Genomic DNA, 12,768 nt, shown 5'->3' with positions numbered 1-12,768 from the left:
TTACCTCATTGCGCCCACGTGCAATGTCGGGGCTTCATCGGGGTTGCCTGCTCGGCCGGCGGCGTGCGTTATCGCATCTCTTTCGCCGGTACGACGCCCAAGATACCCAAGCCCGATGCAATAACAACCTCTACTGCACGGATGAGCGCAATTTTCGCTTGCGATGCGGCAATGTTGTCATCCTGCAAGAAACGCAGGGAGGTATCGTCGTTCCCCTTGTTCCACAGACCGTGGAATTCCGACGCCAGTTCATAAAGGTAGAACGCGATGCGGTGAGGCTCCTGCCCCTTCGCTGCGATCTCTACCAGACGCGGCCATTCGGCCAGCTTTTTGGCAACGGCGGTTTCAGCTTCGCTCGACGCGAGGTTCAGGTCGGCAGATTGCAGCGCGGCGTCCGAAACGTCGATGCCAGCGTCCTTGGCCTTACCCACGACCGAATTGATACGGGCGTTGGCGTACTGCACGTAGAAGACGGGGTTGTCCTTCGACTGTTCGAGCACTTTGTCGAAGTCGAAGTCCAGCGGCGCGTCGTTCTTGCGGGTCAGCATGTGGAAACGGGTCACGTCGGCACCCGCCTGCTCGACCACGTCACGCAGGGTGACGAAGGTACCTGCACGCTTCGACATCTTGAACGGCTCGCCGTTCTTGAACAGCTTCACCAGTTGGATCAGCTTGATGTCGAGCGGAACGCGGTTGTTCGACAGCGCCGAAACGGCCGCCTTCATACGCTTCACGTAGCCACCGTGGTCGGCACCGAAGATGTCGATCAGCATGTCGAAGCCGCGCTCGCACTTGTCGAAGTGGTACGCGATATCGGGGGCGAAGTAGGTCCACGAGCCGTCTGACTTTTTCACAGGACGGTCGACGTCATCGCCGAATTCGGACGACTTGAAGAGCGTCTGCTCGCGCGGCTCCCAGTCTTCCGGCACCTTGCCTTTCGGCGGCTCCAGAACGCCTTCGTAGATCAGGCCGTCGCCGCGCAGCTTTTCAATGGCGCTTTCGATCTTGCCGGTGCCGTAGAGGGCTTTCTCCGACGAGAAGACATCCATCTTCACACCCAGCGACGCGAGGTCGCCGCGGATCATTTCCATCATCGCTTCGGTCGCGATTTCGCGGATCTCGGGCAGCCATTCGGCTTCGGGCTTGTCGAGGAGGCTGTCGCCGAACTTTTCCTTCAGCGCCTCACCGACCGGAATGAGGTAGTCACCCGGATAGAGACCTTCGGCAATTTCCGGCTCCAGACCGTTCGCCTCGCGGTAACGCTCGAACGCCGAACGCGCCAGAACGTCGACCTGCGCGCCGCCATCGTTGATGTAGTATTCGCGGGTCACATCGTAGCCCGCATAGGCCAGCAGCGATGCCAGCGCGTCACCGAAAACGGCGCCGCGGGTATGGCCGACGTGCATCGGGCCGGTCGGGTTTGCCGACACGTATTCAACGTTGACCTTCTTGCCCTTGCCCAGTTCCGACTGGCCGAAGCCAGCGTCCGAGAGCGCGGTTTTGACGACACCCTGCCAGACCGAACCATCGAGGCGCATGTTCAGGAAGCCGGGGCCTGCGACTTCGGCGATGGTGATACGCGGATCAGCGAGCAGCTTGGCAGCAAGCGCTTCTGCGATCTGACGCGGGTTCATCTTGGCAGGCTTGGCAAGAACCATCGCGGCGTTGGTCGCCATGTCACCGTGAAGCGGATCACGGGGCGGCTCTACTGCGACGTTCTGAAAGTCCAGCCCTTCGGGAAGCGCACCTTCGGCGACCAAGGCATCGAGGCAATCCACCACGAGCGCACGGATATCGGAAAACAGGTTCATTTCTTTATCTCTCTGGAGTTCGCGGCGGGTTTAACACGGCAAACCATAACGTCAACGGTCACGCACCGGATTACCCCCCTTGTGTTGGGGGGCGGGTTCGCCTGATGGTAGTAGAGTAATGAGTCGTATGTCGTTAATTTTTGTTGGCCTCTGCGCTTTTGGCGCCGTCATGCAGGTACTTTACCTGCAAATCCACTTGGATTGGTCAAAGCCTATTCTTCAGGCAAGTGCGACCCATGGCACCAGTCCGGTCGGGCTCGCCGGTATCCTCGCAGGCTTTCTACGCGAAACGGCTGCACTGCTGATTATGGCAGTTGCGGCGTTCGTCGCATCGGTCGCCGCCGAAAACGGATCACCTTCGGGACGATACTGGGCAATCGCTGCTTGGGTTGCATCGGTGATGTTCGTGATCATCATGGCGTGGCAAGCAAGCGCCCTGCTCAACCCCGATGCCTTCGGTCCGCGACTGCACCACCTTCTCAAGGTCATGGCCCGCGCAGAGGAATACTGCCGCGCGCTTGCACTGGCACTGCTTCTCTTGGCGTCGACCTCGATGATCTGCATTTCGCAGCCCTACCGCATCGGCGCGAATATCCTTGTCGCGACGATCTTCGGGGCGATGGTGCTCTACACCTACTTCTTTTTTCGGACGTCGCTGGATCTCGCGATGATCATCTTCGCCGTGCCCCAGATCATCCTACTCACCCTCCTCGCCATTGTAACCGTCGACCCGCATCGCCGCGACGAGCCGCACCTGACTATCGGCGTTGCGCTCATGCTTATGGCGGGGCTTGGTGCGGATGCAATTGGGATGGCGGCGATGCACTCGTCTCAGCTGCCCAGCGGATATACGGTCGTGACGCACCACTTTGCCCAACAGGCGTTCGCGCTGCTTGCGTTCTTTGCGGGGTGGTCGCTGCAATCGGCGAGATACAAGCATGACAGCAAACTATGGCTTCACGCCATCGCGCTGTCGGTCGCCATTCTGCTCTGGGCTTATCCGATTTTCACAAGCGGCGCTTCAGACGCCGTTGTCGCGGCAGACGGCGCGCCCGAATTCGGCGCGCCGAGCAATCTTTATTACAACTTAGGACTTTGCGGGCTGATTGCCTTTATCCTTTGGGGTCTCGCCCTTCCGTTCACCGGCTCCCGCGCGGTCAGGTAGGTCGTCAGGCAAGTGCGGACGCTTCTTGCTCGCTTCGCCTTCCAGCGTTCCCGGCGGCAGCATGGAGATGATCTGCACACCGGCGGTCGCTTTGACCTGCTCGTCCTTGCGCACGAACACCGGCCCCTCGCCCGCAGGCACATAGGCGATCACGTGGGCATCGGGGCGGCGATTGCGCCAGTCCTCGAACGTGAATTCCTCGCTGAGTTTGGTCACGCGGAAGGTCCAGCCTTCCTCGATCATATCGTCGAGCGCACGGCGGGTCTTTTCGGGGCCGAACTGCATACCGCCAAGCGTTGTCGGCAGCGTGTAGTTGGCGATCTCGCTCTTTTCGCGCTGCACCTGATAGGTCTGGTTGCGGCCGAATTCGGGGCCGAGGTCAGTGGCCACCAGCGTGTTGTAGGCATCGTTGTCCGTCGCCGCGACGACGGTCTGATAGCCCACCCATTCCAGACGGTCCTCGGCAGCTTCGGACAGGATATCGCCCATGAACGTCGGCAGACCGGCGGTACGAGCGAGCCGCAGGTTCACGTGGTTCGGATCGGCGACCAGCACCGGAACACCCGCACGGTCAACGGCTTCGCCGAGCGCCGTGGTCCAGCGGGAACCGCCGACGATGATGACGCCAGCCGCACCGGAACCAGACAGACCAAGAGCGCGCGCAAGCGGACCGAGCGTGAAGCCGTGGAGGACCACGGTCGCCGCCACCAGCGCGAATGCCAGCGGGCCGACAAGTGCACCGTCCTCCAGTCCCATCGACTGAAGGCGCTCACCAAAGAGACCGGCAACAGCGACCAGAACCACGCCGCGCGGGCCGGTCAGTGCAACAAGGACGCGCTCTTTGATCGGCACGCCTGAAAACGCCAGTGAGGTCATTACGGTCAGCGGGCGTGCGATCAGGATAACCGAGAGGATGAACAACAGCGCCGTCCAATCCAGACGCGCGAGCGTATCGAAATCGAGGTTCGCCGCCAGCAAGATAAACACGCCCGACACCAGCAGGATGGTCGCGTGTTCCTTGAAACGGCGCAACTCTTCGTAGGATTGCAGCTTTGCGTTGGCGACGACGACACCCATCAGTGTGACAGCCAGCAGGCCGCTTTCGTGGAGCAGCGTTTCGGAGACAGCAAAACAGCCGAGGAGCACAGTGAACAGCACCGGCACCTTCATGTATTCGGGCACATAGGCGCGGCGGAACGCCACTGCGATACCGAAACCGCAGGCCAGACCGAAGACAATCGCGAAGCCGAGGCCGAGGATAAAGCCCAACGTCGCGCCGTCCGCTTCGGCGGCAGAGTGGCGGACGACCACGAATTCGAACGCCAGAACCGCTGCGAGAGCGCCGATGGGGTCGTTCAGGATCGCTTCCCACTGAAGCAGGTTCGCAGGCCGTTTTTGCAGACGTGCCGTGCGAAGAAGCGGCGCGATCACCGTCGGTCCTGTCACGATCATGATGCCGCCGAACACAGCCGAGGTTTCCCAATCAAGCCCTGCCGCGTAGTGCAGAGCGATGGCGGACGTCAGCCAGCCGAGCGGCGCGCCGATGAAAACAAGTCGACGCACGCCCGTTGCCGCATCCGACAGCGAGCGTTTGTTCAGGGTCATCCCGCCTTCGAAAAGGATGATGGCCACCGCGACAGAGATCATCGGGCTCATGAGCGGCCCGATGTCCCGTGATGGGTCGAAAATGCCTGTAGCGGGTCCGACGATCAGACCGGCGGCCAGCATCAACACGATGGCGGGCAGCCTCAGTCTCCAAGCAAGCCATTGCGAGCCGACGCCAAGCGCGCCAACCAGTGCAAAGGCCATAATAGGCGTCATCGCCTCCGCAGCAGCAGTTTCAACCGACATTCGTGACCCGAGTCCTTTCGATAATGTCCGAGCCCGTGAGGCGCGCATGTTCCTGGATCGCAAAGCGGTCCGTCATGCCGGAGATATAGTCGCAGACGATGCGGGCAAGTTCCGTTTCGCTCTGAACTTCGGCGACGTCCTTGCGCCACTGCTTCGGCAGATGCGTCGGATCGGCCATGAAGAGCGGAAACAGGTCTTTGACCGCCGCGGTAACGTGCTTGCGCATTTCAACCACAGCGGGGTGGCGGTACATGCGGTGGAACAGGAACTTGCGGATGACTTTGAGGTCTTCCCACAGCGCAGGGCTGAACTGGACCATCATGCGGCCCGCATGGCGCACCTCTTCGACAGACGCCGCGTCGAGCTCTTTGAGGTTCTTCGAGCTGACCGCGATGACATCCTCGACAAGGATACCGAAGAAGCGGCGCAGCGCCTCGTGGCGGCGGCGATAATAGTTGAGACCGGGGTACTTGCGGTCCACTTCCGCCCAGCACTCGTGGAGGATCGGCAGGTCGGCCAGTTCGTCCGTGCTGAACAGTTCGGCCCGCAGACCGTCGTGCAGGTCGTGGTTGTTGTAAGCGATGTCGTCGGACAGCGCGGCAACCTGAGCCTCGGCACTGGCGTGAGTGTGAAGCTCCAGATCCTGCTTCTTGTTGTAGGCTTCCAGCGCCCACGGAATATCGCCCGTAACGGGGCCGTTATGCTTGGCGATGCCTTCGAGCGTTTCCCACGTCAGGTTGAGCCCGTCGAAATCGGCGTAATGCCGTTCGAGGCTGGTGACGATGCGGATCGCCTGCGCGTTGTGATCGAAGCCGCCATAAGGCGCCATCAGTTCATGAAGCGCATCTTCGCCCGTGTGGCCGAATGGCGGATGCCCGAGGTCGTGCGCGAGGGCCACCGCTTCGGTCAGTTCCTGATTGAGCCCGAGGGTGCCTGCAATCGTACGTCCGACCTGCCCCACTTCGATCGAGTGTGTCAGCCGTGTGCGGAAATAATCGCCCTCGTGTTCGATAAAAACTTGCGTCTTGTGCTTGAGCCTGCGGAAAGAGCTGGCATGAATAATGCGGTCCCTGTCACGCTGGAATGGCGAGCGGAAATGGCTCTCTTCTTCGGGATAAAGACGTCCCCGGGTTTTCGTGGGATCGGTTGCATAGGGCGCGACCATGTGAATTGCCCTGCCTTGTTGTGTCTGCCTTTGATTTCTATATTGGCAATGTAGCTCTACTAATAGGCCTGAAAATGCTGAATGTTCCCCCGACCGTCACGCCGCGCGCCTTCGACAGGCTTGCAGAGATCGGTGCCGCCTCTCAAGGCAAGGCACTGCGCGTTGCCGTTTCGGGTGGCGGCTGCTCCGGCTTCCAGTATGAGATCACGCTGGACGAGCCGGTCGATGATGACCTCGTGCTCGAAAAAGACGGCGAGAAAGTCGTGGTCGACGCAACGTCGTTGCCGTTCCTGACGGGTGCGACCATTGACTTCACCGACGAACTGATCGGCGCACGCTTTGCGATCGACAACCCGAACGCCTCTTCGTCGTGCGGTTGCGGGACTTCGTTCTCGATCTGAACTCTCCGCCGTTAACGTGTGAAATTTATTCCTGCGGCGCTAGCCAAAGGTATTTTTTTGACGTACCGTTCGAATATGGCACATATCCTTTTAGTCGATGACGATCAGACGTTCCTTGATACCGCGTCCGAAGCCATTCAGGCGCTGGGACACACGACGTCTTGCGCAACGAACCAATTCGACGCGGTCGAGCTGGTGGAACCCGGCGTTTTCAACCTTGCCTTTGTCGATGTGATCATGCCGGGTGGTGGTGCCATCACGGCCGTCAATCTGCTCAAAGAAAAAGATCAGGACCTGCCGATCATCGCGATGACCGGTATGTGGACGGTGCGCAGTTCGCCCGTCATGCAGGTCGGCCTGCATAATGCCGCCGCCAAGATCGAGAAAACCTACCGGCTTTCGGAACTGGAAGAACTGATTACCAAGTACGCGAATTCGTCTGAAATCAGCGCGTCCGCAATAGCGACCTGAATATGGCAGCGCTAAAGGCCGACCCGCGCAGGATCAGGAACAACGCTTGGCGACGTGTCTGGGTCGGCGTGTCGGTCGCCTTGCTCATCGTCCTGTTGCTCGACGGGCTATTCCAGCTTCCGGGCCGTGTCCGCGAAACCCGCGAAATCGCGACCGAGCACCAGACCATCGTCGAAACCATGCTCATTCTGGAGCAGGAAATCGGCTATGGCGGCTTTATACATAACTTTAAGAACGCCGCCTTACGTCCTGAAAGTAGGGCAGAATATATCACCGCCGCCCGCGCGAATGTTGTCAGCGTCGAAGCCGCGCTAGCCAAGCTCGCAGAAACATCGAGCATCGACCAGACGTTGCTCGATGATGTGCGCAGCACCTTTGACGAGTACATTTCCAAGCTGCCGATCGTGGCGAATGGCGACTCTCTGACGCCCGATGAACTCGACGATCTGATCCGTGTCCGCGACGACGAGGCGGTGGCGGCGCTTCGGATATTTGCCGATCAGGCCATCTACAGCCTGCGGGACCACGAAGAGCAGGTTTTCGACGATTTCCAATCCTATCTGACCCGCCTCTTTATCGAAACGGTACTGCTGCTGGCGGCACTTTCCTGCCTCGCGATGGCGGAGCGGACGCACCTTCGCCTGAACCTCGAACTTGCGGCCCACGCCGAACGGGACGGCGACTTGCGCAGCCTGATCGAGCTCTCCGACATGGGCATCGTGGTGCTGGATAAGGATCGCAACGTCCTCCACACTAACGGCACCGCGCGATCGTTTATCAGCGCCCCTGCCCACACCGGCGACGCCCTCTTGGCGGACCTTGCCGACCGCGCTGCCGATGAAAGCTCCATCCAAGTCCTGAACCGCTTGCGCGAGATGCGTTCGATCCGTCAGGAAACCGTGCGCCTGACATCCGAAGACGGCACCATCCGCTTTGTCATCATCGCCGCGCAGGTCATCCGCGAGGACGGCAAGGCGCGCGGCTATATGATCAGCATGCGCGATGAAACCTCGACCGTGATCGCCCGCACCCGCATCGGCAACGCCCACCGGTTCGAGACGCTCGGGCGTATGACCGGCGGCCTGCTGCATGATTTCCGCAAAATGCTAGTGACATCGCTCCTCGCGCTGGAAACCTACGGCGTGAAAACGAGGTCGGACGATCCGCTATTGCAGAGCGCGACGAAATCGCTGGTGGGCGGAGAGCAAATCCTCAAGCGCCTCGTCAAAATGGCGGCGGGCGATACGCTCGAAGACGAACCTGCGCAGGTCAGCGAAGTGCTTGAAGACCTCCGCATTCTGACGGTTCCCATGATCGGTACTGCCGCAAAGCTGGAGATCATCCAGCCGAAATTCGACCGCACAACTCTGGTGCCGCAGTCCGAATTGCTCGACGTGCTGGTCAACCTCGTGATGAACGCGCTCGAAGCGATGGAGCATGAAGGCAAATTGGACGGCAATGTCACCGTCTCTGTCGAGCAGTCGCACGGCTTGCTCGGCTCGCCCGCCGTGACCTTCATCGTGGCGGACGACGGACCTGGCATGTCCGACAAACAAATCGAGGCCGTGCTGTCCCCTCGCCCCCATGCAGGAAACAAAGCCGACTCGATGGGTTTCGGCCTCTCGAACCTCCGCGCTGTGGCGGCACAATCGGGCGGTGAGATGCAGATCGAGCGGAACGGCACGCGCGGGCTGCGCGTCAGCCTGACGGTCCCGACCCGCGACGGCCGCTACGATCAGGAAATGACCGGCGGTTTCGGCCCGCTGCTTGTCACGCGGTCAATCTTGATCTGCGACCCCAACCGCATCCGCCACCATGTGCTGGTCGATGGACTGCGCCGCGCGGGTGCGAATGTGGTTGAAACCCGTAGCGCCATTGAGACCGAGCAGGTTCTCGATAGCAACGACATCGACTTTGTCATCCTCGACCCCAACTTCGAAGCCGAAGACACGATCAGCAGCCTTGCCCGCAAGGCCAAGATGGCGAAGGTGCCTATCATTTTCCTCAGCACTCGCCGCGATGCGATGGATATGGCCAATGACTGCGTCGACCTCGGGCATCCCGACGGCGGCGAAAGACTGCTCGAAGCGATCCGCCGCGCGGTGGTCAAGCGGATGAACCTCTGAATTCTGCCTTGCACCCTGCGGCCAACCACTGGACAAAGGGCCAAGCAGCAGGAGACGGGCATGAAGATCGCAACCTTCAACATCAATGGTATCAAAGCGCGTTTCGAACGCCTGACGGACTGGCTCGAGAACAGCAAGCCCGACGTGGCCATCCTGCAAGAGATCAAATCGGTCGACGAAAACTTCCCGCGCGAACATTTCGAGGACATGGGCTACCGCGTCGAAACCCACGGCCAGAAGAGCTTCAACGGGGTCGCGATCCTGTCCCGCCTACCGCTCGAGGACATCTCGCGCGGTCTGCCCGGCGATGACGAGGACGAACAGGCCCGCTGGATCGAAGCGACCGTGATCGGCGACAAACAAGCAGTAAAAGTCTGCGGCCTCTACCTGCCCAACGGCAATCCCGCGCCCGGACCGAAATACGACTACAAACTCGCGTGGATGGAGCGGATGCGTCTGCGTGCGCAGGAGCTTTTGCAGGACGAGATGCCGATGCTCATGGCCGGCGACTACAACATCATCCCGCAGGCCGAAGACGCCGCCCGCCCCGATGCTTGGCGCGAGGACGCACTGTTCCGCCCCGAGAGCCGCGCGGCATTCCGCAAGATCCTGAACCTCGGCTTCACCGAAGCCTTCCGTTCACGCGTTCGCGGCGGCGGGCATTATTCGTTCTGGGATTATCAGGCGGGCGCTTGGAACAAGAACGACGGCATCCGCATCGACCATTTCCTGCTGTCGGCCCAATGCGCCGATCTGATGCAGGACTGCTGGATCGAGAAGGACGAGCGGGCAAAGGAAAAGCCGTCGGACCACGTTCCGGTTTGGGTCGAACTCGACGCTTGAGGCCAAAATAAAATGACCCCCGAAGGAGGGACGCCTTCGGGGGTACTGGGAACAAAACTAAGAACTGCAAACTCTTTTCGTACAGGGGAACAGACTGCACATCACTCAAATCAGGCGTTTTGGGACCGCCTTCGCTGAGTAAATGCAACTGACCCATTTAAGGTTCCGAAGTTTTTCAACTTTTTTCTGCGGTCACGTCATGACCGTAGAGCCAGTCCATCCGCTTAAGGAAAAGCTGCGGCGCGGTCGCGCTCAGCAAGCCCAATGCAGCATGGGCTGCGGTGCGCTTCACGCCCAGCAAATGGTAGTTCACAGCGTTCGCGTTTGCAGCTTCGATGGCGCGTGAAACGCGGTCACGGCGCGCGGATTGATAGAGCGCCAACGCGGTGCTCAGGTCTTCGCAACGATCACACTGGTCCGCCAGCACGTAGGCATCCTCAAGCGCGAGGTTCGCGCCCTGCGCAAGGAACGGCAGCGTCGGGTGCGCCGCATCGCCGAGGATCGCGCGGGTATCGTCGTGCCAGACCTTCGCGACCGGATGGCGGAACAGCCCCCAAAGGCGCGTCGTCTGCATCTGGTCAAGGATGTCCTTCAACTCCGGCGCGCAATCGGCGAAGGCGTCGCGGACATTCGACGGCTCGTCAAAGTAGTGCCACCCCTCGGCCACCCAGTCGGAGCGCTCCTGCACGGCCACAATATTCATGCGTCCGCCAATAAGCGGATAGGTCACGACGTGTTTTTTCGGTCCCATCCAAATGCGGGCAACGGGTTCGGCATCGCGCACCTGCACAACCGATCGCCACGCCACCTGCCCTGTAAAGAACGGCGCATCGCGGCCATTGAGCTCTTGCCGCACAACCGAATGCAGACCGTCCGCACCAATAATCAGGTCGCCTTGGACCGTTTCGTCATTGGAGAAGCGAACAAAATCGGGACCAAGCTCTTCGGCGCGGGCGTCGGTGGTGATCTCCACCCCTGCCTGCATCGCTCCGGTCGCCAGAATGTCGAGAAGGTCGGCGCGGTGGAAGAAACGGTACGGCTCGCCGTCAAGCTGCGTCAGATCGAACGAGGCAACCTGCTTGCCGGTGACCGCGTCCATCGGACGGACCGCAGCGCCGCGAATGGCGCGCTTGTCGGCAGCATCGGACAGGCCCAGCGCCTTGAGCACAGCAGCGCCGTTGGGCGTGATCTGCAAGCCTGCGCCGACTTCTTTGAGTTCTTTGGCCTGTTCGTAAACGCGAACTTTTGCGCCTGTCCGCGCAAAACAAAGGGCGGCTGCGAGTCCCGCAATACCGCCCCCCACGATCACGACAGAGCGGCCTTGGTTAGCCCCTGTCGTCATGATGCTACCGATCAGTCGTCGCGGTGGACCCGCTCGCGGCGTTCGTGGCGTTCTTGCGCTTCGAGCGTCAGGGTCGCGATCGGACGTGCATCGAGGCGACGCAGGCTGATCGGTTCGCCAGTCATTTCGCAATAACCGTATTCACCGTTTTCGATGCGGCGCAGGGCAGCGTCGATCTTGGAGACGAGCTTGCGCTCGCGGTCACGGGTGCGCAATTCCAGCGCACGGTCGGTTTCTTCGGAAGCGCGGTCGGCAATATCGGGGATATTGCGCGTCGATTCCTTCATACCCTCGATCGTGTCACGACTTTCTTCGAGGATATCAGCCTTCCATGCGATGAGTTTGCGACGGAAGTATTCGAGCTGACGATCGTTCATAAACGGTTCGTCTTCCGCCGGACGATAGTCGTCGGGGAGGAAAGTTTCCGCCTTCATCTTATCTTCCTTGTTAGGGCCTTGGCCGCTCAATTGACTATTCCAGTCATAGCCTTGAAATGTGACGCTGACTTAACCCTTGGGGTCGCAAATGTCACGTCACAAATGCCACCATTGCCTAACGAAACAGTATAGTGTGGCATGTTGCTTCACCTTGCGTTAAGTGCGGGCAAACATTACGAAGTTTACGCTGCGGCCACTGGCCGATGCGCTTTCGCTAGCATGACGTTCTGGTAAACTCGGCGTCATTGCCCCAGCCCGAGTCCCTGCAAGGAGGATACCGTAATGCAAGCCCGTTTCCAAGGAACCGACAGCTATGTGGCCTCCGACGATCTGCGAGTTGCGGTGAACGCCGCGATCACGCTGGAACGCCCGCTCTTGGTTAAAGGTGAGCCAGGAACGGGCAAAACGGAACTTGCGCGTCAGGTCGCTGCCTCGCTCGGGCTGCCGATGATCGAGTGGAACATCAAGTCCACGACCAAAGCGCAGCAGGGTCTCTATGAATACGACGCCGTCAGCCGACTGCGGGACAGCCAGCTTGGCGACGAGCGCGTCAATGATGTGAAGAACTACATTCGCAAGGGCAAGCTCTGGCAGGCGTTCGAAGCGGGCGAAAAGGTCGTGCTGCTGATCGACGAGATCGACAAAGCAGACATCGAGTTTCCGAACGACCTGTTGCAGGAACTCGACCGGATGGATTTCCACGTCTACGAGACGGGCGAGACGATCAGCGCGGTGAACCGCCCCATCGTCATCATCACGTCGAACAACGAGAAGGAACTGCCCGACGCGTTCCTGCGCCGCTGCTTCTTCCACTACATCCGCTTCCCCGACGCCGACACGCTGCGCCAGATTGTTCAGGTCCACTATCCCGACCTGAAACAAGAACTGCTGACCGTCGCCCTCACCCGCTTTTTCGAAATCCGCGAAACGCCGGGACTGAAGAAAAAACCGTCGACCTCGGAAGTACTCGACTGGTTGCGTCTGCTGCTTGCCGAGGATCTGTCGCCCGAGGACTTGCAGAAAGACGCGTCGAACGCGCTGCCGAAACTGCACGGCGCACTGCTTAAGAACGAGCAGGACGTGCACCTGTTCGAACGGCTCGCATTCATGGCGCGGCGCAAGGGATAAACGATTCCTTTGATGCTGCGCGATTGAC

At 60.2% G+C, this 12,768-nt stretch carries 11 protein-coding genes; 6 read left to right on the top strand and 5 right to left on the bottom strand.

Translation table 11 applies throughout. From position 1 onward, the window contains the following. Nucleotides 1-68: 68 nt before the first annotated feature. Entirely contained in the window at nucleotides 69-1,811 is a 1,743-nt protein-coding gene (argS, locus tag HCZ30_RS11870) for an arginine--tRNA ligase (RefSeq protein ID WP_167638506.1), read from the bottom strand. Between the two features lie 169 nt (nucleotides 1,812-1,980). Here argS and HCZ30_RS11865 point away from each other — a divergent pair, with 169 nt between their 5' ends. Continuing rightward, nucleotides 1,981-2,976 carry a hypothetical protein gene (locus HCZ30_RS11865; RefSeq protein WP_167638505.1) on the top strand — a complete coding sequence of 332 codons (996 nt, stop codon included), beginning with the start codon at nucleotides 1,981-1,983 and terminating at the stop codon, nucleotides 2,974-2,976. Here HCZ30_RS11865 and HCZ30_RS11860 read toward each other — a convergent pair. Both HCZ30_RS11860 and HCZ30_RS11855 read right to left on the bottom strand, forming a co-directional pair. Continuing rightward, nucleotides 2,899-4,827 (bottom strand): cation:proton antiporter, encoded by a 1,929-nt coding sequence (locus HCZ30_RS11860; RefSeq protein WP_167638504.1) that lies wholly within the window; start codon nucleotides 4,825-4,827, stop codon nucleotides 2,899-2,901. The genes HCZ30_RS11865 and HCZ30_RS11860 overlap by 78 nt on opposite strands. Next, a complete protein-coding gene (locus HCZ30_RS11855) occupies nucleotides 4,817-5,992 on the bottom strand; it encodes a deoxyguanosinetriphosphate triphosphohydrolase (protein WP_167638503.1) in 1,176 nt (391 codons plus the stop codon). Before HCZ30_RS11855 ends, HCZ30_RS11860 begins: the two co-directional genes overlap by 11 nt. A 77-nt stretch (nucleotides 5,993-6,069) precedes the next feature. On the opposite strand from HCZ30_RS11855, the gene HCZ30_RS11850 reads away from it, so the two are divergent. The 4 genes from HCZ30_RS11850 (at nucleotide 6,070) to xth (ending at nucleotide 9,833) form a co-directional block, all read left to right on the top strand. Further along, nucleotides 6,070-6,393, top strand: a complete 324-nt coding sequence (locus HCZ30_RS11850) for a HesB/IscA family protein (protein WP_167638546.1) — start codon at nucleotides 6,070-6,072, stop codon at nucleotides 6,391-6,393. Nucleotides 6,394-6,468: 75 nt separating this feature from the next. Next, nucleotides 6,469-6,864 carry a response regulator gene (locus HCZ30_RS11845; protein ID WP_167638502.1) on the top strand — a complete coding sequence of 132 codons (396 nt, stop codon included), beginning with the start codon at nucleotides 6,469-6,471 and terminating at the stop codon, nucleotides 6,862-6,864. Nucleotides 6,865-6,866: 2 nt separating this feature from the next. Beyond that, the gene (locus tag HCZ30_RS11840; protein ID WP_167638501.1) at nucleotides 6,867-8,990 is read left to right on the top strand and encodes an ATP-binding protein; all 2,124 of its coding nucleotides are present in this window, start codon (nucleotides 6,867-6,869) and stop codon (nucleotides 8,988-8,990) included. 60 nt (nucleotides 8,991-9,050) lie between these two features. Further along, nucleotides 9,051-9,833, top strand: coding sequence for an exodeoxyribonuclease III (gene xth, locus HCZ30_RS11835; protein WP_167638500.1), 783 nt, complete (start codon nucleotides 9,051-9,053; stop codon nucleotides 9,831-9,833). 175 nt (nucleotides 9,834-10,008) lie between these two features. Here xth and HCZ30_RS11830 read toward each other — a convergent pair whose 3' ends face one another. Next, nucleotides 10,009-11,175 carry an FAD-dependent monooxygenase gene (locus tag HCZ30_RS11830; protein WP_167638499.1) on the bottom strand — a complete coding sequence of 389 codons (1,167 nt, stop codon included), beginning with the start codon at nucleotides 11,173-11,175 and terminating at the stop codon, nucleotides 10,009-10,011. Nucleotides 11,176-11,186: 11 nt separating this feature from the next. Next, on the bottom strand, nucleotides 11,187-11,609 hold the full coding sequence (dksA, locus tag HCZ30_RS11825; protein WP_167638498.1) for an RNA polymerase-binding protein DksA: 423 nt from the start codon (nucleotides 11,607-11,609) through the stop codon (nucleotides 11,187-11,189). A gap of 285 nt (nucleotides 11,610-11,894) precedes the next feature. On the opposite strand from dksA, the gene HCZ30_RS11820 reads away from it, so the two are divergent. Further along, nucleotides 11,895-12,740: an AAA family ATPase gene (locus tag HCZ30_RS11820; RefSeq protein WP_167638497.1), complete on the top strand. Its 846-nt coding sequence runs from the start codon at nucleotides 11,895-11,897 to the stop codon at nucleotides 12,738-12,740. The last annotated feature ends 28 nt before the right edge of the window (nucleotides 12,741-12,768 follow it).

This window comes from Marivivens donghaensis, from assembly GCF_011806565.1.
Taxonomy (GTDB): domain Bacteria; phylum Pseudomonadota; class Alphaproteobacteria; order Rhodobacterales; family Rhodobacteraceae; genus Marivivens; species Marivivens donghaensis_A.
This window is presented reverse-complemented; position numbering and strand designations above follow the sequence as displayed.

Coding starts and splice junctions, on each gene's coding strand:
- argS (WP_167638506.1), bottom strand. CDS start 1,811: ATGAACCTGTTTTCCGATATCCGTGCGCTCGTGGTGGATTGCCTCGAT.
- HCZ30_RS11865 (WP_167638505.1), top strand. CDS start 1,981: ATGCAGGTACTTTACCTGCAAATCCACTTGGATTGGTCAAAGCCTATT.
- HCZ30_RS11860 (WP_167638504.1), bottom strand. CDS start 4,827: ATGTCGGTTGAAACTGCTGCTGCGGAGGCGATGACGCCTATTATGGCC.
- HCZ30_RS11855 (WP_167638503.1), bottom strand. CDS start 5,992: ATGGTCGCGCCCTATGCAACCGATCCCACGAAAACCCGGGGACGTCTT.
- HCZ30_RS11845 (WP_167638502.1), top strand. CDS start 6,469: ATGGCACATATCCTTTTAGTCGATGACGATCAGACGTTCCTTGATACC.
- HCZ30_RS11840 (WP_167638501.1), top strand. CDS start 6,867: ATGGCAGCGCTAAAGGCCGACCCGCGCAGGATCAGGAACAACGCTTGG.
- xth (WP_167638500.1), top strand. CDS start 9,051: ATGAAGATCGCAACCTTCAACATCAATGGTATCAAAGCGCGTTTCGAA.
- HCZ30_RS11830 (WP_167638499.1), bottom strand. CDS start 11,175: ATGACGACAGGGGCTAACCAAGGCCGCTCTGTCGTGATCGTGGGGGGC.
- dksA (WP_167638498.1), bottom strand. CDS start 11,609: ATGAAGGCGGAAACTTTCCTCCCCGACGACTATCGTCCGGCGGAAGAC.
- HCZ30_RS11820 (WP_167638497.1), top strand. CDS start 11,895: ATGCAAGCCCGTTTCCAAGGAACCGACAGCTATGTGGCCTCCGACGAT.